The following is a 26,151-nucleotide window of genomic DNA, read 5'->3' as shown; positions in this document are numbered from 1 at the left end:
TCGTTTTTATCGGTCAGCCTTTGCTTACTATCTATTGCCTACTATCTATTGCTTATTGTCTGTTACTTACTTACTTACTTACTTACTGACGGACTGACTGTCTGTTTATTTGTCAGCAGTTTACGTTTTATCTGTGTCGTTGTTTAACAATTGTTTTCATTTCATTACGAGGGGAGTGATCTATGGAGCCTTTTTCAGCGATGATGATGGTATTGGCCTGTATTTTGTTGCTAGTTAGTTGGGTGCAAATGTTATGGGGGGCATTTTCTAAAGATGAAACATCAGGGTTGGTAACGCTGTTTTTACCACCGTTGGCCTACCTTTATGCCTTTTTTCAGTTGAAGAATGAGCGAGATCCTGATCAGCAGCGCAGTTTGCGAGAACCCCTTGTTGCGGCGGGGTTAGGGTGCGCGCTGCTGATGCTTGGGTTAGTCTGAACTAATGGTGCTCAAGTGTTAATGTTGCCCAAGCGCTAATGTTGCTCAAGCGCTAATGTGAAGGATTGGCCTTTTCTGAATCGATATGATCGTTTTCGTTTGGGTCATCGATATCATCGTTGCCGCCGTTACGGGGTGAGATAAATCGCCCCATAAAAACACCCACTTCAAACAAGAGCCACATGGGTACGGCCAATAATGCTTGAGAAATCACATCTGGTGGTGTGAGTAGCATTCCCACCACAAAGCACGATACCAATACGTAAGGGCGTTTCTTTGCCAGTGAATCTGGTGTCACGGTGCCGGCCCAAATGAGCATCACGGTGGCAACGGGAATCTCGAATGCAAAACCAAAGGCGAAGAACAGTTTGATGACGAAATCCAAGTAATGGCTCATATCCGTCATGACAGTCACCCCCTCGGGCGCCACGCTGGTGAAAAATCCGAAGACCAGAGGAAACACGACGTAGTATGCGAATGTCATTCCTAGGTAGAACAACAACACGCTGGATATCAGCAATGGAATGGCAATGCGTTTCTCGTTTTTATAGAGTGCTGGCGCGATAAATGCCCAGAATTGATACAGCAAAAACGGAATTGCCAACAATACCGAGGCGAACAACGTCATTTTAAAGGGCGTAAAAAAGGGGGACGCCACTTCTGTGGCAATCATGGTGGCGCCATCAGGGAGAAACTTCTGTAATGGTGTCGCCACAAAGGTATAAATGTCGTTAGCGAAGTAAAATAATCCAACAAAGACAACGGTAATGGCCAGCAAGGCTCTGAGTAACCGATCCCGTAATTCAATGAGATGGGCAACCAGAGGTTGTTCTTTGTCGTTGTTTGAATTGTCCAAATTTGAATTATCCAAGTGGCTCACTACCCTAGTGTGCTTGTGGTTCTAGTTGGGTGTCCGGCTTTCTGTTTCGGTCACAGGTGAGGGTGTGTTATTTATAGCAGTGGTGTCATCTGTAGCAGTGGCGTTTTCTGCAGTGGCTTGTGTTTCTTTTGGTTTTCGACCCGGCAGTGTCTCGTTGATATCTGGTACGTTTTCGTCACTGCCGTGAGCATCTTCATCGACGGGTGTGCTTTGATCCGATTCTGTGGGTGGTTTAGGAGGAATTTGAGGCGGCACAATGGTATTGCCTATTCCACCTAAGGGGTCATCAATATTTTTTTGAATGGATTGGCGAGTGGCCTCCAACCGCTTTAAGACTTCTTCATTGTGCAATTGACGACGGATGTCATCGGCCCCAATCTGGCGTTCAATTTCTTCACGGGTATCCCTCAGTCCACGACGCAGCCGGCCTATCCACAAGGCAATTGTACGCACCGTCTCCGGTAATCGCTCAGGGCCAATCACCAATAAGCCCACAATAGCGATTAACAATAGCTCAAAAAAGCCAATATCAAACACTCAGTTCCCCTTTTATCGTTACCGGGTCTTTCTGTCACTGGGTCGTCCGTTGTTATGCAAACGCCCTATGCTTGGGTTGTCTTTATGCTTGGATTGTCTTATTTGGTTTCAGACTTCTGGGTGACATTGGCCTGTGTGTTTGTTGTGTCCTCAACAACGCTGTTCTGAGCGTTTTGCTCGACGGCTTTGGGAGGTTCGTTTTTACTGGATTCTTTCGATTCTTCATCGCCCATCGCGTTTTTGAACCCTTTGATCGCGCTACCTAAGTCACCACCTAGCCCGCGCAAGCGCTTTGTGCCGAATAGCATGACCACTATGGCGAGGATGATAAGAAGTTGCCAAATACTAATGCCGCCTATACCCATGATGTACTCCTTAATAATTCGTCGTGATTGGTGAGCACACATTGTGTGCTTTTTGGTGTATTTATGCCTTTCGAGAGGCTTTTTCAACTAACCCAGATACGTCAAAGCGTCGAGCAAGTTCGTCCAGCACCGGGGTGATATCGGTGTCTAAGTGGGAGAGCATCACCATGCTATGAAACAGCAGGTCGGCCACTTCCGCAATCACTTCTGTTTTGTCACCGCTGGATTGCGCATCTTTTGCTGCCAAAATGACTTCGGTGGCCTCTTCGCCAACTTTTTCAAGAATCTTGTTGAGGCCTTTTTGATGCAGGCTGGCAACATAGGATGAGGTGGAATCGGCAGAGGCTTTTCGCGCTTCCAATACTTGAGTGAGTGCAAATAGCACGTCCGTGGGTTGAGAAGAAGTGATGTTTTTTTCGTTCATTGTCTTACTTTCATCGTCTTACTTTGTTTTGCCGTAAATTTCATCGGGGTTTTTGATGACGTCATCAACGCTTTGCCATTGCTTTTGGGGGCTATCTTCCGTCAGAACACGGTAGAAGCAGGACTCTCGACCAGTATGACAAGCAATACCGCCCAGCTGTTCGACTTTTAGTACGATCACGTCGGCGTCGCAGTCTAGCCGTATTTCATGAACGATTTGTGTGTGTCCCGAACTTTCTCCTTTATGCCACAGAGATTGTCGAGATCGAGAGAAGTAAACGGCTTCTTTCTTTTCGCTTGTGAGGGCTAAAGACTCCCGATTCATCCAAGCCATCATCAAAATTCGGTCAGTTTGGTAATCCTGAGCAATGGCGGCAACCAAACCATCCTGATTCCACTTCACTGCTTCAAGCCAGTCGGTTTCATTGATGGAGGTGGTTGCTGAAAGTGTTTCTGACATGTTTGTTGTCCAGATTGATAAGTCTCACTTAATGATTAGTGTACTGGGTTATGGGCTTAGCGGCTAAGCCAGATTGCGCCAGCCAAGGCCAATAGTAGCCAGGTGCCTGTGGGCATGTCGGCAAGGTATTGGGCAGCAGGCGGAATCGCCAATGCTGTTGCGGCACCGAATGCCACCATGCTGAGTATGGTGCGACGCGAGCGACGTCTACGACTGGAGTCGTCGGCAAAGTTTTTGGCGGCTAAACGCACTTCTTCGGTAGTCTCTGCCAAAAGATCGAGCTTTTCTAACCCATTGAACAAGGAGTGCGGGACTTCAGGCAATTTTTCAAGCCATTCTGGGCCATACCGGCGTAATTCTTTTACCAGGGTTTTAGGGTGAAAGCGTTTCTTCAACCAGGCTTCTAGGTAAGGGTGTGCGGTCTTCCATAAGTCGAGTTGTGGGTAAAGTTGTCTGCCTAAGCCTTCAATATTGAGTAACGTTTTTTGCAGTAATACCAATTGTGGCTGAACTTCCATGTTGAAGCGTCGAGCTGTTTGAAACAATTTAATCAGAACATGACCAAACGAAATTTCCGCTAGAGGCTTTTCGAATATCGGCTCGCACACGGCTCGAATAGCGCCTTCAAACTGGCCCACAGGGGTATCGGCAGGCACCCAACCGCTTTGTACGTGCAACTCCGCCACTAAGCGATAATCTCGCCGGAACATCGCTAATAAGTTACGTGCTAAATAGTACTGATCTTCTCGACTGAGGGAGCCGACAATGGCCATGTCCACGGCAATATACTGGGGGCTGTGAGGGGTATTCTCGCTGACGAAAATATTACCGGGGTGCATATCGGCGTGGAAGAAATTGTGCTCGAACACCTGAGTGAAAAAGATCTCGACACCACGCTCCGCCAATAGAGCCATATTGGTCTTTTGTTGTTTAAGAGCATTGATGTTGGTAACGGGAATACCATGAATGCGCTCCATCACCATGACATCGCTGCGACAATATTCCCAGTAGACTTCGGGCACATACAACATGGGGGAGTGATGAAAATTTCGTCGCAGTTGGCTGGCGTTGGCTGCTTCGCGCTGTAGATCCAATTCGTCAAAGATAGTGTGGCTGTAATCTTCCACTACTTCTTGGGGGCGTAGGCGCTCACCATCCGGTGTGTAGCGCTCAATAACGCGCGCAATTAAGCGCATCAACGCCATGTCTTTGGTAATCGTGTGCTCTATACCGGGGCGAATTACTTTGACTACGACTTCTTGGCCATTTTTTAAAGTGGCGGTATGGACTTGGGCGACAGAAGCGGAGGCCAGCGGTGTTCGATCAAACTGAGCAAATACATTATCGACGGAATCGTCTAAGGCGGTTTCTACAATGGCGGTAAACGCGTCGCCGGAAAATGGTGGCACGTTATCCTGAAGGTGATCGAGCTCTTCGATAATATCCGGTGGAATAAGATCGGGGCGTGTTGAGAGTAGTTGGCCAAATTTGACAAAGACAGGCCCGAGTTCTTCAAAAAAGCGACGCAACCTTTCTCCTCGTGACGCTTTTGGTTCTTTGCCTAGGTGAAGTACCCCAAGTGCCACCCGAATGGGTAAAGGCAAGGGAAGGTCCTGAATAAACGTGTCGAGGCGATAGCGTATAGCTAGGCGAAGAATGTGCAGAAGTCGCAGTAAGGCGAGCACGAGCGTTCCTTATAAGTCTTGATCGTCGGAGGTGTCTGTGGGTTGTGGGCCCTGGTCTTTCTGATACGCGTGTTGATGTTGTTGAGGTGTGTGTTGCTGGGATCGCTGTTGAATAAAGTGCGCTAATTTGGCCTGTAAACGGTCTGCCTCCATACGTAGCTCATCCACCTGGTCTGCAAAGTCATCAAACTCAAAGCGCGATGGGGTGGAGCGGAGTTCTTCGACGATAAATTCTTCCACTTGTCGTTTGCTATCACTTAAACGGTTGGAAAGCCAAGTAGTGCCCGCTCGTATCCCTTGTGCAATCTGGTGTCCGGTTAGATCACCCAATACATCATTAAGGGCGTCTTCCCAATCAATATCGAGTTGTTGAAAGAACACTCGCCACTTTAATAAAGAAGAGGTATTGCCGAGAAATTGAATTCCGCTGTCGTGCAGGTTTGATTGGTCATTCAGTGCAAGGCCGATGAACGCGGAAAGGGGGCCTTTTAGGATGGCGGCAGAATTTTCCCAATGATTGCGAATCAAGACTTGCTCACCGTCTGTGTGCAAAAAGAAAGACAAGTGGGGCTTATCCAGCTCGATACAGAGAATATGATCCGTTAATTCAGGCAGTTGATAACGACTACTAGGGTCATATTGCAATGCTTTATTGAGTGTGGCTTCCAAGGCACTGGATAATCCCGCTTGCGCTGTCGGTCCCAGTGCAACCAGTGTCTCCCCAAGAGACTGTAATTGATCGAAGAGGCGTGAAGTCATAGCGGCTGTCCGTTAGGGTTTAACCCCGTAGTGAAGCGCAACGATACCGCCTGTCATATTGTGGTAAGTGCAGCGACTAAAACCGGCGTTTTCCATCATCTCTTTGAGGGTATCTTGATCAGGGTGCATGCGGATGCTTTCAGCCAAATAACGGTAGCTTTCTGAGTCGTTGGTGACTAATTTCCCCATAAAAGGCAAAACTTTAAAAGAGTACTGATCGTAGATTTTTTCTAGCATGTTGTGTTTTGGCTTGGAAAACTCTAAAACCAATAAGCGCCCGCCTGGCTTTAATACGCGGAGCATACTCTCTAGGGCCAAATCTTTATCGGTGACGTTTCGTAAGCCAAACGCAATGGTAATGCAGTCAAAGGTATTGTCTGGGTAGGGAAGGTACTGTGCATCGGCTTGGTTGTAGACGATGTTTCCGGCCACGCCTCGGTCGGTCAATCGATCCCTGCCAACGTTGAGCATGGAGGCGTTAATGTCTGCTAGGGCGACCAACCCTTCTGGCCCAACCAGCTTGGAAAACTTATAGCTTAAGTCCCCCGTACCACCGGCGATATCCAGCACTTTGTGGCCGCGTCGAACGCCAGATAATTCTATGGTGAAACGCTTCCACAACCGGTGAATACCTCCTGACATTAAGTCGTTCATAAGGTCATATTTCGCCGCCACAGAATGGAACACGTCGGCAACTCGGCGGGCTTTGTCTTCAACGGCCACTTCTTGGAAGCCAAAGTGGGTAGTTTTGCGTTCGCTCATCATTTCACTCCAAAATTTTTGCCATTGTACTGAACTCGTGGCACGAATGCAGTTCGCCGTATCGTTTAGACATGATGGGTTGTCGGCGGTATTGATATGTTGAAGTGGATAAGAAGGAAAAATAGACGCCAATAAGGCTAAAAATGACTTTTTATTTGCAATATGGTGTTAACTTCTACGACGTTGCCCAATACATAATCAGTTTTGATGTTATGCTTTTTCTATCGCTTTGTGCCATTACATCAAAATGATTGATGATGTTAAGCAATAGGATGATGTGAATAATGAATATGGAAAATACAGCGGCTGCTGTGATTGGGGCAATCACTGCAGATCAAGGTTCTCCCCGTCAACGCACAGGCGTTGAGTTTGGCAGGGTTGGTTACAAAAACCGTTTGGTTGCCAATGTCTTATCTTGTTTTTTAGCTATTTCTGTATTGTATGAAGCCAGTGCTCCGTTTTGGCTCTGGTTCGTTATGATTATACCGTCCAGTATTTGGCCGTTTCTCGCTTATTGGCGTGTTTCTCAAGCCTCAAATCCCTATCGTTGTGAATTATACAATGTGTATTGTGATGCTGTGTTTTGTGGCTACGGGGCAGGTTTGGTGGCGTTTGCGATCGTGCCTACAGCGGCATGGCTCTTTATGACCGTCGTCTCTATGGCAGGATTGGCGGGTTACAGGGGGCTGGTGCGTTCGATAGTCTTATTTAGTTCAGGTTTTTTGATCACGTTTTTGTTTATCTCTCCTATTAGACCGTTTGATTTTTACCCACTTGCCACGTTGGCATCGGTGGTATTGATGCTTGCTTTTGGGGTGCAGCAGGCATTGATGTTTAACCAAAGCATTCGCCGTCGCCAGCGTAAGCGTGACAGTTTAAGAAAAATGTCCAGAGTGGATGTTTTATCTGGGCTGTATAACCGAGGCTACTGGGAGGGCGCCCTAAAAAAAGAGTTTGCTCGTAGTAAGGTGCTTGAGCATAAAGAAGCGGGTTGCGTGTTATTGATCGATATTGATCATTTCAAAAAAATTAATGACACATGGGGGCATTTGGTTGGGGATCGAGTGATTCGAAAGATAGGTGATTTGATTACTTCTCAGGTGCGCCCTATGGATACCCCTGGTAGGTATGGCGGTGATGAATTCGCTATCTTATTGCCAGCAACGACATTGAAAGAAGCGTTGGATGTCGGTGAGAGACTGCGTCAATCAGTAGAGTCCGTGACTCAACAAGATGACAATTACCCGGAAGTTTGTCTTAGTATCGGTTTGGCTGCTATGGAGATGGAATTTGAGACATATTCCGACTGGCTTGAGGCGGCAAATAAGGGCCTGTACCTTGCTAAAAGTTCAGGCCGTAACTGTGTGATCGCTTCGGCACCCGCAGGGGGTTAAAGCGGATTAATGTTTCTATTCCGTTGTCTACATGGCTGTGCTTGCCTATCGCGGCAAAATGGGGCGCCAGCGATGCTTTTCATCAAAATGGGGTCCTTTTCTACGGCGTAAATACAGCATCATTAGCCAGGATTTTACGTTTTGTTTCCAGCCGGTGGCTGAAGGGGCTTTATGCCAATGTTGTTTTGCTTCTTCACGTGCTCCTGGCCCCTGTAGCCGATATTGGCTGGGCCAAACATGGCTAAACCAATAGCAAAAATACTTTTGAGGTGATAACAGTATATTGGGCACTGGTGGAACGCATCCAATGAGTTCTGCTAAGTGTTCGTTGAACCGCAATCCGTTCACAAGCCCAAAGACATTGGGTGTTTCGTAAAATTCATGCCGCCATTTGTCCGCATCTTTGTGGGCTTGATCTGCCATATCTTCAGGTAGCGTTTTCTGACCGTTGAGTACTTGAGCAAGATAGCGAGATTGCATTTCCGCCATGAGTGGCACGCCACCTTGCTGAGGCCTTGCAAACCCAACAAACGAAACGGTTTCTTTCAGGTTTGGGTGGAACATCTGTAGGTAGCAGTCCCGAATATCTTTGAATTGATAACGTTCAGGTAGAAACGGCAAGTCAAAACGAAACCCTGTACACAGTAAAATGGCATCAAACGTTTCTTCTTTACCGGAGATAAACGTGACTTTATGGCCTTCTATGCGTTCGACGCCGGTGGCATCCACGATAAAATCGTATTTTGATTGCGCTTCAAAAATTCGTTCTGTTTTGGTTACAACCGACCCCGGTTCATCTCCAGCAGAGAGGACGTGTTCGCACATTAGCTGTCTGGCGGTGGGTTTTCCGTCTTCGTAAGAAGGGTGGTCAACGGCGTCTTGCGCTACTTTGCGAACTTTGTCTGTCTTTAGTGCGGCAGGCAAGCTGTGATAATAACGGCTTTGCAAGACATCAATGGTGGCGTAGCCAAACTTTTTCTTTTCGCGTGAAACATATCGGCTGGAAAACATATGGTGGCGCCGCAAAGACAAAATGGTCTTCTTGGCTACTGAGGCGACTTCGGCAATAACATCGGCGGCAGACTCTCCCATACCAAAGCAGAGGACTTTCTTGTTGTGGAAGGCTTTTAATAATTCTGCATTCTTGTATTGAGAAGAGTGAATGACAGGGCCATTGAAGCTGTCTAGGCCTTTTAGGGAGGGGATGTTGGGCTTTTGAAATTGGCCGGAACAAATCACCACTCGTTGAGCGGTAACACTTTCTACTACACCATGAGAGTTTTTAAAATGAGCGGTCCACTGGCCAGATTCGTGTTCCTCAAGGATGTCAAGTGTACGATCAAAGATGATACGCTCTCGCAGATGGAATTTCTCTGCGTATTTATCTAGATAGTCCTTGTATTCTTTGCGAGACCAAAATCTTACTTCCTCACCGTAGGGCATCAGGTCAGAGTAGGCCATAAAGTAATTGGATACGGTGAGTTCTACAGAGTCGTATGTGCCTCCTTCTGAAAAAACTCCGCCTATATCCAGCCTTTTTTCATAACAGACGGCATTTAAGCCCGCTTCCAGCAGTTCCTTCAGTGCAGCCAAGCCAGATAGGCCAGCGCCTACCACGACAATTCGGTCGGTATCATCCATCAACATGTCACGTTCCATAATTAAACTCTCCTTGATTACTGCTAAATTGAATCGAAAACATTCTCGCCCAATTCTAAAACGGGTATGGACAAGATAATTAATCTTATTTTATATGATAATAGGGAAATTAAACATCGAGTCTTATAAACGTATAGTTCTATAGGTATGGTAGAACACGCCATTTAGAATGGCCTATCTGTAAAGTTCAAAGTTATGTTTAAAATCGAAAAGAGTGTATTAAATTCGGCTATCGTTTAAACAGGAGTGTGAAAATTCACTCGTTAAATAAAAATCCTTGTCGTTTTTGGTGAGTATTTGGCCATTGGGCCTGCTTGTTCGGTCATCAGATGTTTAAGAACCTTTTATTACCACAAATTAAGTTGTCACTCAGTCCTTAGCGTGAAAACCTTAGTAAGGTTTTAATAGCAGTATTTTGGTTTTTTCTGAAGTTTTTATCGCTTTTGGTTCTTTATTGGTGGTTAATAACGTGATCAAGTTCCGGGGGCGGGTTGACACATTTTGTACACTGATACATTAACTACGTCATTAAACTGTCTCATTCCATGGATATACCACAAATGAATTTTATGCCAATGAAACATATCGCAAGCGTGCTGGTTATTGGTTGTTTAGGTCTCCTTTCCGCGTGTGGTGGTGGAGGTGGTTCGGATAATAATTCTTCAGATAGCCCTGGCGTTGTCGGAAATTCTGTAGAGACTGACACTGGTAGCACTGGTAGCACTGGTAGCACTGGTAGCACTGGTAGCACTGGTAGCACTGGTAGCACTGGTAGCACTGGTAGCACTGGTAGCACTGGTAGCACTGGTAGCACTGGTAGCACTGGTAGCACTGGCAGCACTGCCCCAGATATCGATACAGATACAGAAGTGCTTCCAGATTCAACTGGTAATTCAGATCACACGCCGCCAGTTATTACGATGAATGGCGATAACCCCATAACGTTGATGTTTAAGTCAGAGTTTTCTGATCCAGGTGCAGTAGCGGTTGATGACATTGACGGCTCTGTGGAAGTCCGTATTGCAGGCGATACGGTTGATACTTTTCAGTCTGGCTCTTCTTATGCAATTAAATACATTGCCCGTGATTCAGCAGGTAATGAAACAGAGTTGACGAGAGATATCCTCGTGGAGGCTAATGCAGAGCCTGAAATTGCTTTGTTAGGGGAAGATAATTTTTATTCTTATTTAGGTGTCCAAATTTCTGATGTCGATCCAGGCGCAGAAGCTTCTGATTTGGAAGATGGTTCTTTGAGAATTTCTGCTGATTATAGCTCGGTAGATATTAACGCAGAGGGCATTTATGAAGTTGTTTATACCGCATCGGATTTAGAAGGGCAGTTAGTTTCTACAAGTCGTATGGTTGAGGTGGTGAAAGCAGTTGAGCCTCAAATTTTGCTTAAGGGTGGTGATACTCTTACATTGGTTTATGGTGATACCTTCAGTGATCCAGGGTATGAGGGAATTGGTGTCGGTGACGGAGCGAGTGATTTAACATCAGAAGTTGTTGTTGAATCCAGTGTCAATGTTAATAAACTGGGGGCTTATCCAGTTAAGTACTCTCTAACTCAGGTGGTGAATGGTAAGTCCATTACGACTGAGAAGGAGAGAATCGTTATTATAGATAGCCCTTCCTGCCCAGATAGTTGTACTTCCGGTTGTATTCAGTTGGCTGCGAAGCAACTTCAGTGTGCTACTGATTATGCCGTGGCTGATTTAGTAGCTGGTAGCTCTGTGAGCACAAAGTCTTCTTCTATCTCAGATGTCAGTAATGAACTCACTATTAAAGCTTCTCAAACCGAGTGTGATGCACCTTGTGGCGTGTATTTTGAGGCTGAAGTTCCTAATGGTGGAGCTGCTTTTGGTGTGCCATCAGATTTCCACCATGTGGCTTACCACTGGAAATTTGATGATGAAAGATCTTATTTCCGTTCTTTACCATCGGACTTTTCTTTTGGGCAAGGTGCTAATCGTGCCCAAGGGCAGATGGCAGCTCATGTCTTTGAAAAACCAGGCGTTTACACTGTGCGTGTTTCAGCAGCAGCAAAAAATGGTAAGTATGCTGATGCTATCCAAAAGATTATTGTTAACTCTCCCGAAGATTCATTTAGTCCAAATGAAACAATTTGCCTTTCTGCTAAAGGTGACTTCAATGGCTGTACTCCAGGCGCAACGCAAGTCAAAACTTGGAACGAGGTTGCAGGCGCAGTACGTTCTATGAGCAGTGCTTATGTAATGGTCCATGCCGGAGAGACTTACAATGCTGAAAACACGGTGGTGCTTAGGCAGGGTGGGCCTTATGTCATAACTCGTTATGGCAGTGGTGAGGATCCTATACTTTCTGTAAATCACTCCAAACAAATCTTTTTCTCGATGAGTGTTACCGGACTTTCTATCTCCTATCTAAATATTGTTGGCGATTACGATGCGGCAACTGGATTAGGCCGGAGTCATGGTGCTAATGCATTTTTCATTGGGTTGGAGGATAACGATGCAGGGCACAAGTCGAATGATGTTACCTTGTACAGAAATACGGTAACGGGTGTGGATACCTGTTTTCATATCAGAGGTGGGCAGGGACAAGTGATAGCAGATAACTTCTGTTCTAATTGGCAAAATTATGGCTCATTACAAGACTGGTCTTCAAACATTGCCTATGTTGGAAATTACATCCGCCAAAAAGAATCAGCAATTAGTGGCCCCGATGGAAAACGTAATTCTGCTAAACATTTTGTGAGTGATGGTAAAACGGTCTCTTACAGTTATGCACAAGACTTGAGTGATAAGTCTGATAAAGGTTTTAGTGTAGATAGCGATAAACACATAGCGGTAGAAATTGAATACCCAAGTGGTCGAATAGATCTTTTAACTAATCAGAATGGGTATGATTTACATGCTAGTGAAGACCGTATAACGCTGAAGAGAGCACCAGAAGAAGGGTCAAAGATTGAGATTTATCATCGTCGTTGGGCCGATCATGGAGCCATTAGATCTGCTGATTCAATGGGGCTCGTGGTTTCTCAAAATGATCTTTTCAGTAATGTAGGTTGGTTCGGAGATGGTAAACACCATAACCCGGCGTTGCGTTACAATACTGATGGAGCTGCTGGACACAAGGGAGTCATCGTAGAGAATCGCATCGAGGGAGGCACCATGGCTGCAGTATTTGAGCCTGCCAATAAAGGTATTGCCGCACACCCTGGAGCGGTTATGGTGGAACGAAATATATTCAAGGGTAATAACGCATCTTACTACGGCGTTCGTTCTGCATATGGAAATATGACCTTCAGAAATAATGTTGTTTATCAGCCTGATGTGTTGTCTCACACTAACCCTTATACCTCTGCAATTTTCTTTTGGGAGGCGTTTGAGGAGGGTAATGGTTCAGACCCACAAAACTTCAAATTACCAGTAGAGGTTTATAACAATACTACGATTAACCATGCCCCAGATAAGCAGACCGTAGATGCTTTAAGACCGTCTAATGAATATGTTGCCATTGGAAATGGTGACAATCGTAATCCACAGCCATTTGATTCATTTTTACAAGTGAATAATCATAGTCATGCATCACAAGCAAACCAAGACAAATCGACAGGGGATGGAGTAGACACAACAGTGGATGAAGATGATTTTCGTCCACTATCACCCGCTTCTGCTAGTAACTCAAGCCTTCCTGGTTTGTTTGATACGATTTGGGGTGATTTGAGATCATCGGATACTGTATCTGGTGTTACAGAATAGAAAAGATATTACTAAATAGTCTGTTGCATCATACGCATACAGAATTATTTTTAGAAAGAAAAATAAAAAAGCCCGGTTATTTCACCGGGTTTTTTTATTGTATGCCTAAAACTCTAAGTCGGAAATTGGATTGGCAGAGGCTTTTCTTTTTTGCGAGTTATCTTTATGCGGCTTAAGGCTAGTGGTTTAATTTTGGTTTAATTCGCCATGAATTTATTTGGAATTGCCCTCTTGCTCTGAAGGAAGGTATGCAGATAGATGTCGGGCCATTGCCTTTACATTGGGCTTTCTCAAGATGCTTAAGTGATCCCCCTCTATTTGTACAACATTAATATTAGGGGCGATTTTAGCCCAGCCCATATAGGTGTCTTCTGGCTCGAAAGGGCTGCGTTCACTGGCTCGGAATAAAACGACGGTTCCAGAATAATATTGCGCAGTGTAATTCTTAACAATATGATCCCTTGCTCTTTGTCTCATGTCGACAATAGATTTGTTTGTCGGCGATTGAGAATCTGAACTTTGTTTCACCCACTTGCTTTTAAATTTCAGAAGCTTTTTAGAGAGTTTTTCTTTTGTGGTTGTCCAATAGTCTCTAGGGTCTCTTATAAATAGCTCTATATGCTTAAAGTAGCGTTTAAGTAAGAAAATCTTCTTTGATCGGCTAGGAAGCCAAGAGTCCATCATGGCAACTAATTCGACACGCTCACCTTGCTTGATAAGATATTGGGCAACTTCGAATGCTGCTACTCCCCCAAATGATTCTCCTGCAAGATAATAGGGGCCATGAGGTTGGATGGATTGAATTGCTTGAGCGTATTTTTTTGCAATCAATTCTAAATCTGCAAAGCTTTCCATAAATTTTTGTAAGTTGCCTGTTTTTAATAGCTCCATTTCCTCTTTTAAGTAAACACCTATGACTTTCTGGTGCCCTGGTAGAGCTTCGGCCAGTTCTTTATAAAGCAGTACCCCGTACAGACAAAATAAGGGCGTGCCACTACTTTCTTTTAATGTGACAGTATTGCGTTGATTGGCATCGACAGGGTTTCGATCGATGAAATCAGCCAAGTCTTTCAATACAGGCGCTTGTAAGAAAACATTAATGGGAAGGCTTATACCCAAAACATTGTTTATCTTTGCAAGTACTTTTACAGCTGCAAGAGAATGACCTCCAATACTGAAAAAATCGTCATGGATACTGACGCGGTCTCTTTCCAGCACATCACACCAAAATTGGGCCAACATAATTTCAGTATCGGTGGTAGGTAATTCAACAACATCATCATGTGTTCTTGTGGATAGTTTGGCTGTTTTTAAGGTGTTTCGATTCACTTTTCCGCTTGATGTCAAAGGCATGACATCGAGTTTCTCAAAGTGTTGAGGGATCATGTAGTTGGGTATGTGGCGTCCTAATTCACTCCTTAATGCTTGTGAATCTAATGTTTGGTTTTGATCTGACCGATAGAACGAGACTAATAATTCCTTCCCGTCGTTAACGTGTAAAACAACAACGGCTTGATCGATATTGGGGTGGCGTTCTAGTGCTTGCTCAATTTCGGTGGGTTCAATTCTGAGTCCTCTTAGTTTGATTTGATCATCAATGCGACCACGAAATTGAATTTCGCCATTGTGTAATACTCTGACTTTATCGCCGGTACGGTAGTAGGTTATGCAATCTTCGGGATGCTTTAAGAACTTTTGCGCATTCAGTTGGGGTTTGTTGATATAGCCAATAGAGACCCCACTGCCACTAATAAGGAGCTCTCCGTCACAGGCGAGCGGGACATCACGTAAGTTGTCATCCACAACACGAACTTGGGTATTGGCAATAGGCTGTCCAATGACACTCGTATCGGCCCCTTCTGATAAAGAAATTGCCGTAGACAATACGGTTGTTTCTGTTGGGCCGTAGGCATTGATCACTGCTTTAGCGTTTTGAAGAAGATGGTTGAGTGTTTCTTCTGGCAATGCTTCCCCGCCGCTAATCGCGACTTTTAATTTGTTGTGTGGTTTCCAATGGTTTTTAGCCAGTGCACGCCAAGTTACGGGCGTTGCTTGCATAACACTTATATGATACTGATCAATAAGGTCGCTCAACTCTTGTGCATCCAGCATTGCACTCTCTGGAGCAATGACACAGGTTGCCCCTGTAATAAGAGGAAGAAATAGCTCAAAAACATGTGGGTCGAACGTAAAGTTGGCAATTGCCAATTGGGTGTCTGAGCGTGAGTAGTCCGTTGTTTTTTGTAGATAGCGCAACATGTTCATCATATTGCTGTGACTTACCCGAACCCCTTTAGGTGTTCCTGTCGAGCCCGATGTATAAATGATGTATGCGCAATCACTGGGTGATGGGATGAAAAGACCCAGAGTTTCTTCAGGGCGGGCTTCGCGAAGTACCTTGCTTGGGTTTATTACCTGAACGGCTGAGGATTTAAGGAGGTCTCCGGTAGGGTGGTTCGATAAAACAACCTGACAGTTGACGTCTTGTAGTATGGTATTCAATCGCTGTTCGGGTTGATTGGTTCCCAGTGGTAGGTAAGAGGCCCCTGCTTTGTGGACGGCATTCATGGCGACAGCTGCTAAAACTCCCCTATTCATGCAGAGTGCAACGGTATCTCCTGGTCGTATGCCGGCTTGATGCAATCTGTTCGCGAGAATATTGGCCTGTTCGTTTAGCTGCCGGTAAGTGAGGGCCCCTTTGGGGTCTTGTATCGCAATCGCATCTGGTGTTTCTGTTGACCATTGTTCGATAAGGGCGGTTGCTGGAGTATTCAGGTCAAAATCGTCTTCTGTATGATTCAATTTGTCGAGAACAGCTTTGTCTGCATCGGTCAGTAATTGAATGCTTTTGAGTGTGATTGCTGGGGACGAAGTAACCGATTGTAAAATCTTTTCGTAGATTTTTAGCCAATGGATAATCGATTGGTGATCATGAGAAGAGGTGTTGAAAATCCAGTCCAAACTCAATGTATTTTGATAATTTCCAACCGTTAGTCCGAGCTCGAAGACAGCAAATTTTACTGGGTTATCGTCAAAGTTGAGTTGTATATCACAGAAGGAAGCCTCTCGATTGCTTTGGTCGATAGAAAAAATGTTCGATACCAATCGGGTGCCAGAGATATTCAGTTTTTCAAACAGATCTGTAAAAGTGGGCTGGCAGTGCTCGTAGGCTTCGGCTAGTGCATTGGCAACGCTTTTGACATGTTGACGAAAGGTTTGGGCAGGGTTGATTTCAATGCGTAGCGGTAAAACACGTGCGCATTGACCCATTAAATGGTTCATGCCCTCAATAGGTTGTCCCGCGAAGGGTACGCCAATGCACAGGTCGGTTTGTTGCGTAAGACGATGCAGCAAGATGGTATAACTCGCCAGTGTAATACCGAAAAGTGTGGTGCCCATTTCGGTAGCAAGATGTTTCAATGCAGCCGATAGCGGTTTATCGAGTAAATATCGAGTTTTGGCGGCATCAAACTCCTTCGTTGCTGTTCTTTCTCCTTGAGATGGTAGTTCTAGATCGGGTACAGAAGTACTGAATTTTTCTGCCCAATAGGCAATGGTTTTTTCGTATTCCTGATTACTGGTAGCTTCTAATCGGCACTCAATATAATCCTTCAGTTGGTGAGCTGTAGGAAGATGCGGTGCCTGGTTCTGGGTGTAGGATCTGTAAAGTTCCGTGAACTCTGAAAGAAACACCGATTTTGACCAGCCGTCGGCAATAAGGTGGTGGAAGGTCACCATGAGAATGTGATGATCGTGGTGAACTTTCAGTAATACCATCCGCGATAGTGGTTTATTAATACCAAACTGGAACGCTAGGGATGCCTGTATGGTTTTTAATTCATCAATCGCTGTATTTTTTTGTTCGTCGGTCGCCTGTGAGTCCAGTGTTTTCTTATCCAGAACCAATTGAGTGTTGGGCTGTATGATGAATTGAATCGAATTGGTATCGACAGTTGTCCGTAGTGCCTGATGCCGGTTAATCAATTGTTGAAGTGAGTGTTCAAGTGCATCAACGTCAAGAGGGCCGTGGAGATTGTACGACGATGAAAGGTTGTAAGCGGAGCTAGCGTGTGGGCTTTGCACGGCAGCAAGGTAAACTTCTCGCTGTTCTGGTGCCATATCGACACGAATAGCTTTTTCTGGTTCCGGTAAGGAGTGTTGATCAATTTTGAGGTGTTTTTGGCTTTGCTTTTCAAGCTTGTCCAGTTTGAGAGCCAATTCTTGTAGCGGTAGTGTAAACGAGTCGAAAGATAGTTTAACGCCGACTTCTTGTTTGATTGTTGAAATAAGTTGAATGAGCAGAAGCGAGTGCCCACCCAGTGATGTGAAGTCATCTGAACGATTGATCGTTTCTATTTTTAGTAGATTGCGCCAGTGTGACGCGAGGTATTGCTCCGTTGCGGTGGCGGGAGGGTCGATACTTTCTACTTTAGGTCGGTCTATTTTGAGTGCCATGAGCACTTTGCGATCGGCTTTGCCGCTGGTTGTCAGGGGAATGCTTGGCAAATGCTGATATAGCTGAGGAATCATAAATTGCGGTAATGATTCCCCCAGATATTGCCGTAATAATGTAGCTTCAATTTCCGTGTCGCTGGTGTAAAACGCCACTAGGGCAGGAGAGTGGTTTGCTTCTTGTTGAACCACAACGACAGCTTGATTTATATCGTTGTGCTCATTGAGTAGAGTTTCGATTTCACCAATTTCAATACGTAAACCTCGGATTTTGACCTGAAAGTCCAAGCGCCCTAAGTATTCAATTTGGCCTTCATGATTCCAGCGGGCGAGGTCGCCAGTTCGATATGCCCTTGCGTCGGGCTCTTTTTTAAAAGGGTCTGCAATAAATTTTTCTGAATTTAAGTCAGGGCGATTGAGATAGCCTTTCGCTACCTGTACGCCACCAATCAATAATTCACCTGCAACTCCGATGGGTTGTGGTTGATTTTTTTCGTCGACGATATGTATTTGGGTGTTTGCTATAGGTGAGCCAATGGGAGTAATGAGAGAGCGCTCATCATCGATACATTTCCAGTGAGTGACGTCGACGGCTGCCTCTGTGGGGCCGTATAAATTGTGCAGCTCAACATTCGGTAATTTTTCAAAGAATGCTTTTTGAAGGTCGGGTGTAAGTGCTTCTCCACTGCATAAAACGGCCCTGAGTGGCAAATTATTTGCGATGTCGCGATTAATAAAAGCGCTGAGCATAGAGGGCACAAAGTGCATGATCGTAATGCCTTGCTCAATAATGAGTGACTCTAATGCGTCAGGGTCTTTATGGATGCCGGGCGGGGCAATGACTTGTTTAGCGCCGGTTTGTTGAGGCCAGAATATTTCCCAAATAGAGACATCAAATGAGAACGGCGTTTTGAATAATACTCTATCTTGGCTGGTTAGTTGGAAGTAACTTTGTTTCCAAAGTAAGCGATTAGCAATGCCATCATGGCAGTTGATAACGCCTTTAGGTTTCCCGGTCGAACCGGAGGTATAAATAATATAAGCCTCGTCTTCAGGCAAAATGGTAACTGAAGGCGGTGTATCGATTTTTTTTGGCTCGCTGCCTATTGCACGAGCGACACTGTGGAGCTTCTTAGTACCAAATGTCTCACTAAATTGTTGATAGAGTTCGCCATGGCTCAGCACCAATTGGCATTGGCTATCTTGCAGGATGTATTCAATTCGATCTGTTGGGTATTCTGGGTCTAATGGGACATAAACGCCGCCAACCTTAATGATGGCATAAATACTTTGCATCATTTCAAGGCTCCGTTCAGCGTAGACGCCAATGGCATTGCCTTTTTCCACCCCTTTTTCAATGAGTGAATGCGCTAATTGGTTTGTGACCTGATCAAACTCCAAGTAAGTAAGAGAGGTGTCATTAAATTGAATGGCGATTGCATTGGGGGTTTTTTCAACTTGAAGCGCGAAGAGTGCCTGTAGTGTCTTGGGTGCTGTGTAGTGCGTCTCGGTTGCATTCCAATTAGCTATACGCTCAATGTCAGAGGTAGTGGCGGTGGGTAGCTGCCATAAAAGGGCTTGAGGCGCCTGGATGACAAAAGACAGCAGGGAGTCAAAGAGTGTGCACCAACCCTCTATTAGCGATTCATTGAATAAGTTTGTGTTGTATTGGCTTTCAATCACAAGCGCGCCATCAACTTCTATTAAGTTAAACCAGGTATCGAAAGTTTCTGTTGGGCGCGGCACGCTACGTAGTTGAAGGCTTAGGGCACGGGACTCAATACGTTTGTTGGTTGGGTCTTGTGTAAATATTGTCGAGATTAAAGGCGGTCGACTATTGTTTCGATCTAGATCGATGTGAGGCAATAGCTCGCCATATGAGGCATAACCGTGTTCAGTGGCTTCGGTGAGGTTTTGATCAACCTCTTGAACTAACTCTTTAAACGAAACATTGCGTTGAATCTGATGACGCAATGGCAGAGTTTTGACATTGTGAGCAATTAAATGATGGCTGCCGGTCAGTATTTGCCCAGCCAAAGGTACTCCAACGGTTAAATCCTCTTGTGAAGTTAGTCTGTTCAGTAACGTCAGGAAAATACTGTAACTGACGGTAAATGAGGTAACGTTGAGGTGATTGGCAAACTGCTTTAACGTCTGTGGAGAGAGTGCGAGTTTACGATTGTAGTACGCTGCATCATAGGTTCGCGTCGCACCCCGTGGGTAAGCGGTGGGGAGGTCGAGGGGGGGGGCGGGAACAGAGTACTTAGTTTTCCAGTAATTTAGAGAGCTTTGGTGACTTTCTTGATGCAATGTTAGGTTGTCGAGAAGGGCATCTTCATAGGAATCAGCGAAGATCGCATCTTCAGTGTCATCTGTGTTTTTAATAAGTGGTGTTGCAGTGGTTACCTGGTTGGCTAGCGATTCGTAAACAGAGCATAGCTGTTCGGCCAGCAAGTTGATGGACCAGCCATCTGCAATGATGTGGTGTACATTTAGCCAGACTTTATTGGTGATATTACTGCTGGTATCGGACAAGTGTTCTGCGGCAACGCCTACTCTGAATAGTGGCGCTTGGCTTAGGTCAAAGGGGGCGTTAAAAAAGTCAAAATCTCGATTTAGAATGGTGTCAATGGAGATGTCTATGGACCGTTCTATACAAAAATTACGTGTTGGCTCGTGAATGAACCCCCGAAGACTTTGGTGTTTATTGCAGATAATTAATAGTGCTTGTTTCAGGGTGTCTATGTTGAGCGTGGCTGAAAAAGTCAGTTCAAAAGCAAGGTTGTAGCCTCTGCTGGCCGTTTCACTGAGTTGGCAAGACAGCCATATTTCTTCTTGTTCGGGGGTTAAAGGTAGTACCGCTTCAATTTCATTCCAGCGATAAGGGGTGTATTCAACGACTTGCTCCATCTCTTTGATGGAAACTTCCGTGAATACTGTATCCTGCTCTTGTCGGTACCATTTAGGAACCCCATCCACGGAAAAGCCGATATGCGACTCGGGTGATGGCTTCAGTGATGGCACGAGTAAAGGTACTGAAGCGTTTAACAGCGCTTCCTCTAAATTGTGGGTGTAAGAGGCGCCTTTGTCGGTTTCGGTATGATGGCGTTCTATCCATTTGGCGAGACTGTTCGGGGTGGATATGTCATGGCGCAGTGCCTTTATCGGTAGTTCATGCCGAATTTCACGTTTGATCGCCTGCCTTAATTGCAAAATTTCAATAGATTCAATGCCTAGTGCACCAAAATCGAAAAACATGTCTGACTCGGTAATTGCTGTCAGCCCTGCTTTTGTCCATATTTGACTGAGCATTGAAATGGCTTTTGAATTTGCTTTGTCCTCAGAAGTATCAACCAAGAGAGTCTGAGGTGTTGGTGTCGGTAATGCCTTACGGTCTACTTTTAAATTGTGATTAAGCGGTAATGCATCTAAAACAACAAAGCCGCTTGGCATCATGTGTTCAGGAATTTTGTTTGCTAGCCACTGTTTTAAGTTTTTCAGGCTTAATTGAGTGTTGTTTTCCGCAACAATATAGGCGTAGATGCTGTTTTCTGATTGAGGCTCAAGTTGAGCAGACGAGGCTATGGCCTCTTTGATACCAGGTAATTGACGCAAATAATAATCCACTTCACCCAGTTCTACACGAACGCCTCGTATTTGAACCTGAAAGTCGTTTCTTCCGAGCATTTCAAGATTGCCATCGGCATCCAGTCTGCCTATGTCGCCTGTGCGATAGTAGCGTTCTCCATTAATGTATAAATATTTGTCGTTTGTGAGTTCGGGTCGGTTTAAATATCCGGCTGTCACACCTTCCCCAGCAAAATAAATTTCCCCTTTACAATGGTTGGGAACAAGATTTTGGTGTTCATCAAGAAGCAGTACGCGTGTGTTGGCGAAGGGCTTGCCGACGAGAGTCTTGGAGGGAGGGTGATCTCGATCTACAAAATAGGTGCACCCCATACAGGCAATTTCACTGCATCCGTAAATCACAAAGACTTCGGCGTTAGTGAAAATGGTGTTTAAATCATGCAGTAATCCCACTGGGATCATGTCTCCCCCTGAGGAGGCATGGCGTATATGAGAAAAGGATCCTTTGTCTAATTCGTGTTGCAGGATGTGGGAAGTCACCTTGCGTAATAAGCTTGGGCCGATATGAAAGGTGTTGACCGATTTCAACGTTTCGACAAGTGCCGGTACATTTAGTATGTCTTCTCTAGGAAGTACTGAGACGGTTCCCCCCTTTATTAGAGGGGTTAATAGCTCAAACATGCTGATACTGAAAGTAAATTTCGCGATAGCTGGCATGTGAGTGGATGCGTTTATCCCATAGGTCTCTGCTGCAACGGATAAGTAATGTTGCAGGTTTCCGTAGGTCCCTTTTACCCCCTTTGGTCGACCTGTAGTGCCGGAGGTGTAGTAAATATAGGCGACATCATCGGATTCGATACAAGGTGTAGAGGTTAATATTGGGGGGGCAGTTTCTTCAGGCAGATTAGTGTTTGTAGACAGATTGAAGCATCTTGAATAGCTAATTTTGTCCTTTGTTTCATCATTGATAAGAACGATGGTTGGAGTGGCATCATCAATAATGTTATCCACCCTTCCTTGAGGGAATTCAGGGTCTATAGGGACATAAGTTGCGCCTAGCTTCATGATCGCCATAAGGGCGACATGTATATTTAGGGATGGGGTTAGAAAAGTGGCTACACGATCACCTTGGCTAACTCCATGTAGCTGTAACTGTTGGGCTACTCTATTCGCACGATCATTTAGTGATTGATAACTAAGATGACTATCCTCGTACTTTATTGCGGTTTTATCTGGTGAATGTTTCGCATGTAGCTCAATTTGGGTGTGTGGGGGAGTAAATTTTTGCGGTTCTTTAGTCCCTTTGAGGACGTCTGAAAGATACTCAATTTCGCTAGTACCCAGTAATTGCAGGGATGATATAGGGGTATCTGATGTATGAGAGAGGATGGATTTGGCTGCAGTAGTAATGTGTTCCGATAGGAGGGTAAGGTGCTCTTTATCATTAAACACGCCACTACCGTAAAGGCAGCATGTGGAGCTTTCTTTTGTGTTGGTATTCAAAAACAGTGTTAATTCAGAAAGGTTTGACGCTGTTTTATTGTAGGGTGTTACTTCATTACAGGATTCACTAATAACGATGGTGCAGTTGATGTCTTTCAGCGGTGTGAGATGTTGTTCGACCTTACTGAAAGCGACCAGCGACTGTTCACTTCCTGTTATGGAGGAGGTGGAGCAGTCAAATGTTTTATGCAGTGCGCTTAGTTGTGAGCCAATGTAGGCACACAGGGTATCAATACCGATAAAGTGTTCGAGTTTTACAGTGAGAACACCCTCCTGAATCAGGCTTTCCCCTTTATGGCGCAAGATTTGTGCAGATACTGGTGTTTGCTGGTTGTATCGATAAAGGACGCCAAAAAAGAGGGCCACAGCATAACAGTGATTTGTAAAGCGAACGTTTAGTCTTTCAGGGAGTGTTACCAGTTTCTTGCAGCAGCCCGTGCTTTTTATTTGGTGCCAATGTAATTGAAGAGGCTCAGGACTGAGCGCTGATTTGGGTATTTCCCTTTCTGTGCGGTTGCTTAGGGTTGTTGGGTGTGACTTTTCTCGGATCCCGGAATTCATTTCCATCCTCATCGTCCTGAATTATGCCAAAGATCAAAAGAATTTGATTTTGACTAAGTGGCTTGATGATGTTGTCGTTATTGTTACGTTAACCGTTGTTTGTTGTGCCACCTTATATTAGTCGCTCGTGCAACGTTGTGGGCAATGTATCAATTATTTGTAAGCTAGGGTTGTTTTGTTCACAGTCTGTTAAGTAGTCTATCCAAGCAAGCTATTCGGCTACAATCAGTATGTATAATATACCGGTAAAATGTGATGAATTTACCGGTATTTTTCATTTAAAAACATTTTGTCGCCGAATTCACTTTATAAAATAAAAATAAGGGCGGTATATGATTAATTATGCCGTTTTAGTATATCAAGGAGGTTGGTGAGGTGAGTATCAAGCAAAATCAGTGGGAGAATCCCGCCGGTACGAGAGGTTTTGGATTTATTGAGTTTTCCGCGCCAGAGCCAGAAGAGCTAAAATCTTTATTTGATAGAATGGGACTGCCAGAGGTAGCTAAGCATAAACAGAAGGCAATATCGATACATCAGCAGAATAACATCTATTTCCTGATTAATAGCGAGAAGTCTGGCTTTGTTTCAGACTTCACCAGTGCTCATGGGCCTTGTGTTTGTTCTTATTCGTTTGAGGTGGAAAATGCTGTAGAGGCTTATCAGTTGGCGCTTTCTAAGGGGGCGAAGGCGGTTAAAGAGTCTGAAGATGCATTGGCTTTGCCAGTTGTTGAGGGAGTTGGAGGTGCGCGATTGTACTTTCAAGATGCTGCAATGTTTTCTGCTTTGCTGAGAAGTGAGTTTGATTATTTTGTTGAGCCTGTTGCAATTGATTCAGAGGGGGCTCTGCATTTTATTGATCATATAACTCACAATGTTGCTGTAGGTGGTATGGATTACTGGTCTCGATTTTATGGCGATATATTTAACTTTCGAGAGATTCGCTATTTCAATATAGAAGGAAAGAAGACAGGTCTTGTAAGTCGCGCATTAACAAGTCCTTGTGGGAATATTCGTATTCCTATAAATGAATCTTCAGATGACAAGTCTCAAATTGCTGAGTTTCTAGAGCAGTATCATGGGGATGGTGTGCAGCATATTGCCTTGTGTTCAACGGATCTTTATCGAACAGTCGATAATTTGAAGCGTAATGGTTTAGTCTTTCAGGATACTATAGATGCCTACTATGATTTGGTGGACAAGCGTTTGCCTAATCATGGGGAGGATGTAGAGGCATTAAGGGGTAGGAAGATTCTCATTGATGGCGGTGATGATGAAGGGCTGCTGTTACAGATATTCTCGGGTAATGTTATCGGCCCTATTTTCTTTGAGTTTATACAGAGAAAAGGTAATAAGGGTTTTGGGGAGGGGAATTTTCAGGCGCTCTTTGAGTCGATAGAACTTGATCAGATACGGCGAGGCGTTATTTAGTTAGGTTAAGTTGTCTCTTCTTTTGGCTTTTTTTGAGTTGTTGTGGGGCTTCCGTGTTTCGCAACAGCTTCCTTCCTTTTTCATTTAAGTTGATCAGGGCTCCCTAGTAATAAACAATCAAAATGATCCAGATCCAACCCAAAGGATCATTGTTTGACCTAATTTTAAATTCAAAAAGATATATTTGGGGTCTCAGGCAATTTGCCTGATGAAATTTTTCTCTTATGAATCTTTCTTTTGATTAATAAAGGTTCATATGGATCAAGCTTTAACCTTAAGCATTGATCAATTATTACTAGGGAGCCCTGTTAAGTTGATAATTTTTTGTTCAAATCAATTGACACCCCTAGGGAGCGTCTATAGAATTGCGCCTCCATTTTAGCCTGCACGGTTAAATTGGTCCCAAGCGGAAAGTTCTTTAAATTATTGGAGTTTGGTTCAATGCAGAATCAGCGTATTCGTATTCGCCTGAAAGCTTTTGATCATAAGTTGATCGATAGTTCTACTCAAGAGATTGTAGAGACCGCAAAGCGCACTGGTGCGCAGGTTCGTGGTCCGATTCCGCTGCCGACTCGCAAAGAGCGTTTTACCGTTTTGGTTTCGCCTCACGTCAACAAAGATGCGCGTGACCAATACGAAATTCGTACACATAAGCGCTTGTTGGATATTGTTGAGCCTACTGAGAAAACTGTTGACGCTTTGATGAAGCTAGATTTAGCTGCGGGTGTTGAAGTTCAGATTAGTCTCGGTTAATAAACTCCAAGTCGCCGAATCCTGACGCACATCGTTAGGTTGTGTAACGCTCTGAAATGGGCGGCCATAGCGGGTAATAGCCCCGTACACTGAGAGGTTAATAAAAATGACAATAGGTATTGTCGGCCGCAAATGCGGCATGACCCGAGTCTTTACTGACGAGGGTGTCTCCATTCCTGTGACTGTGATCGAGGTTGAAGCCAACCGCATCACACAAGTCAAGTCCGTCGATACTGATGGCTACAGTGCTGTGCAAGTAGCTATTGGCGAGCGACGCGCCTCCCGTGTTTCCAAGCCTGTTGCTGGTCATTACGCAAAAGCTAATTCTGAAGCCGGTCGTGCTTTAGTTGAGTTGCGTAACGACAGTGAAGAAGCTTTCGAAGTTGGTGGTCAAATCACCGTTGAAGGTTTTGAAGCAGGTCAGAAAGTCGATGTAACTGGTACTTCTAAAGGTAAAGGTTTTGCCGGTGGTGTTAAGCGTTGGAATTTCCGTACGCAAGATGCTTCACATGGTAACTCTCTGTCTCATCGTGCTCCTGGCTCAATCGGTCAGTGTCAAACTCCAGGTCGTGTCTTCAAAGGCAAAAAGATGGCAGGGCAAATGGGTAATGTGCGCAAAACAGTTCAGAACCTTGAAGTAGTGCGCGTAGATGCTGAGCGTAACTTATTGCTTGTTAAAGGCGCTGTACCTGGTGCTCCAGGCACTGATGTTATTGTGCGTCCAGCAGTGAAAGTACGCAACTAAGGTACCGAGGGGATAAG

16 protein-coding genes are annotated in these 26,151 nt (G+C 44.8%); 6 read left to right on the top strand and 10 right to left on the bottom strand.

Annotated features, from left to right (window positions below; translation table 11 throughout):
- Positions 1–182 precede the first annotated feature (182 nt).
- Positions 183–437 carry a hypothetical protein gene (locus LU351_RS09775; RefSeq protein WP_232593888.1) on the top strand — a complete coding sequence of 85 codons (255 nt, stop codon included), beginning with the start codon at positions 183–185 and terminating at the stop codon, positions 435–437.
- Between the two features lie 52 nt (positions 438–489).
- On the opposite strand, the gene tatC is transcribed toward LU351_RS09775, so the two are convergent.
- The 8 genes from tatC to ubiE form a co-directional block, all read right to left on the bottom strand.
- Entirely contained in the window at positions 490–1,308 is an 819-nt protein-coding gene (gene tatC, locus LU351_RS09770; protein ID WP_232593887.1) for a twin-arginine translocase subunit TatC, read from the bottom strand.
- A 30-nt stretch (positions 1,309–1,338) separates the two neighbouring features.
- Entirely contained in the window at positions 1,339–1,854 is a 516-nt protein-coding gene (tatB, locus tag LU351_RS09765) for a Sec-independent protein translocase protein TatB (RefSeq protein WP_232593886.1), read from the bottom strand.
- A 98-nt stretch (positions 1,855–1,952) separates the two neighbouring features.
- Positions 1,953–2,219 (bottom strand): twin-arginine translocase TatA/TatE family subunit, encoded by a 267-nt coding sequence (gene tatA, locus LU351_RS09760; protein WP_269783412.1) that lies wholly within the window; start codon positions 2,217–2,219, stop codon positions 1,953–1,955.
- Between the two features lie 61 nt (positions 2,220–2,280).
- The gene (locus tag LU351_RS09755) at positions 2,281–2,643 is read right to left on the bottom strand and encodes a phosphoribosyl-ATP diphosphatase (protein WP_232593885.1); all 363 of its coding nucleotides are present in this window, start codon (positions 2,641–2,643) and stop codon (positions 2,281–2,283) included.
- 18 nt (positions 2,644–2,661) lie between these two features.
- Positions 2,662–3,102, bottom strand: coding sequence for a phosphoribosyl-AMP cyclohydrolase (gene hisI, locus LU351_RS09750; protein ID WP_232593884.1), 441 nt, complete (start codon positions 3,100–3,102; stop codon positions 2,662–2,664).
- Between the two features lie 56 nt (positions 3,103–3,158).
- Complete coding sequence (gene ubiB, locus LU351_RS09745) at positions 3,159–4,787, bottom strand: ubiquinone biosynthesis regulatory protein kinase UbiB (RefSeq protein WP_232593883.1); 1,629 nt, start codon at positions 4,785–4,787, stop codon at positions 3,159–3,161.
- A gap of 9 nt (positions 4,788–4,796) precedes the next feature.
- Positions 4,797–5,546 carry a ubiquinone biosynthesis accessory factor UbiJ gene (locus LU351_RS09740; RefSeq protein ID WP_232593882.1) on the bottom strand — a complete coding sequence of 250 codons (750 nt, stop codon included), beginning with the start codon at positions 5,544–5,546 and terminating at the stop codon, positions 4,797–4,799.
- Between the two features lie 12 nt (positions 5,547–5,558).
- Positions 5,559–6,308, bottom strand: coding sequence for a bifunctional demethylmenaquinone methyltransferase/2-methoxy-6-polyprenyl-1,4-benzoquinol methylase UbiE (gene ubiE, locus LU351_RS09735; RefSeq protein WP_232593945.1), 750 nt, complete (start codon positions 6,306–6,308; stop codon positions 5,559–5,561).
- Between the two features lie 284 nt (positions 6,309–6,592).
- Between ubiE and LU351_RS09730 the strand changes: the two genes are divergently transcribed.
- On the top strand, positions 6,593–7,702 hold the full coding sequence (locus LU351_RS09730) for a sensor domain-containing diguanylate cyclase (protein WP_232593881.1): 1,110 nt from the start codon (positions 6,593–6,595) through the stop codon (positions 7,700–7,702).
- Positions 7,703–7,747: 45 nt separating this feature from the next.
- Here the strand turns inward: LU351_RS09730 and LU351_RS09725 are convergent, their stop codons facing one another.
- Positions 7,748–9,361 (bottom strand): flavin-containing monooxygenase, encoded by a 1,614-nt coding sequence (locus tag LU351_RS09725; protein WP_232593880.1) that lies wholly within the window; start codon positions 9,359–9,361, stop codon positions 7,748–7,750.
- A gap of 575 nt (positions 9,362–9,936) precedes the next feature.
- Between LU351_RS09725 and LU351_RS09720 the strand changes: the two genes are divergently transcribed.
- Positions 9,937–13,104, top strand: coding sequence for an immunoglobulin-like domain-containing protein (locus LU351_RS09720; RefSeq protein ID WP_232593879.1), 3,168 nt, complete (start codon positions 9,937–9,939; stop codon positions 13,102–13,104).
- Between the two features lie 213 nt (positions 13,105–13,317).
- Here the strand turns inward: LU351_RS09720 and LU351_RS09715 are convergent, their stop codons facing one another.
- Entirely contained in the window at positions 13,318–23,208 is a 9,891-nt protein-coding gene (locus LU351_RS09715) for a non-ribosomal peptide synthetase (RefSeq protein WP_232593878.1), read from the bottom strand.
- Between the two features lie 375 nt (positions 23,209–23,583).
- Here LU351_RS09715 and hppD point away from each other — a divergent pair, with 375 nt between their 5' ends.
- From hppD to rplC, 3 genes are all read left to right on the top strand, one after another.
- Entirely contained in the window at positions 23,584–24,636 is a 1,053-nt protein-coding gene (gene hppD / locus LU351_RS09710; RefSeq protein WP_232593877.1) for a 4-hydroxyphenylpyruvate dioxygenase, read from the top strand.
- Between the two features lie 441 nt (positions 24,637–25,077).
- Positions 25,078–25,389 carry a 30S ribosomal protein S10 gene (rpsJ, locus tag LU351_RS09705; protein WP_215975681.1) on the top strand — a complete coding sequence of 104 codons (312 nt, stop codon included), beginning with the start codon at positions 25,078–25,080 and terminating at the stop codon, positions 25,387–25,389.
- A 106-nt stretch (positions 25,390–25,495) separates the two neighbouring features.
- Positions 25,496–26,134 carry a 50S ribosomal protein L3 gene (rplC, locus tag LU351_RS09700; protein WP_232593876.1) on the top strand — a complete coding sequence of 213 codons (639 nt, stop codon included), beginning with the start codon at positions 25,496–25,498 and terminating at the stop codon, positions 26,132–26,134.
- The last annotated feature ends 17 nt before the right edge of the window (positions 26,135–26,151 follow it).

It is taken from the genome of Marinibactrum halimedae (genome assembly GCF_021234875.1).
Lineage (GTDB): Bacteria > Pseudomonadota > Gammaproteobacteria > Pseudomonadales > Cellvibrionaceae > Marinibactrum > Marinibactrum halimedae.
Note: the sequence above shows the minus strand (reverse complement) of the source record. Positions and strands in the feature narration are given on the sequence as shown.

Bases quoted from the DNA above. Each gene is read 5' to 3' on its own strand.
- hisI (WP_232593884.1), bottom strand. From the start codon at position 3,102: ATGTCAGAAACACTTTCAGCAACCACCTCCATCAATGAAACCGACTGG.
- LU351_RS09725 (WP_232593880.1), bottom strand. From the start codon at position 9,361: ATGGAACGTGACATGTTGATGGATGATACCGACCGAATTGTCGTGGTA.
- LU351_RS09755 (WP_232593885.1), bottom strand. From the start codon at position 2,643: ATGAACGAAAAAAACATCACTTCTTCTCAACCCACGGACGTGCTATTT.
- ubiE (WP_232593945.1), bottom strand. From the start codon at position 6,308: ATGAGCGAACGCAAAACTACCCACTTTGGCTTCCAAGAAGTGGCCGTT.
- LU351_RS09715 (WP_232593878.1), bottom strand. From the start codon at position 23,208: ATGAATTCCGGGATCCGAGAAAAGTCACACCCAACAACCCTAAGCAAC.
- rplC (WP_232593876.1), top strand. From the start codon at position 25,496: ATGACAATAGGTATTGTCGGCCGCAAATGCGGCATGACCCGAGTCTTT.
- LU351_RS09775 (WP_232593888.1), top strand. From the start codon at position 183: ATGGAGCCTTTTTCAGCGATGATGATGGTATTGGCCTGTATTTTGTTG.
- LU351_RS09730 (WP_232593881.1), top strand. From the start codon at position 6,593: ATGAATATGGAAAATACAGCGGCTGCTGTGATTGGGGCAATCACTGCA.
- LU351_RS09740 (WP_232593882.1), bottom strand. From the start codon at position 5,546: ATGACTTCACGCCTCTTCGATCAATTACAGTCTCTTGGGGAGACACTG.
- tatA (WP_269783412.1), bottom strand. From the start codon at position 2,219: ATGGGTATAGGCGGCATTAGTATTTGGCAACTTCTTATCATCCTCGCC.
- rpsJ (WP_215975681.1), top strand. From the start codon at position 25,078: ATGCAGAATCAGCGTATTCGTATTCGCCTGAAAGCTTTTGATCATAAG.
- LU351_RS09720 (WP_232593879.1), top strand. From the start codon at position 9,937: ATGAAACATATCGCAAGCGTGCTGGTTATTGGTTGTTTAGGTCTCCTT.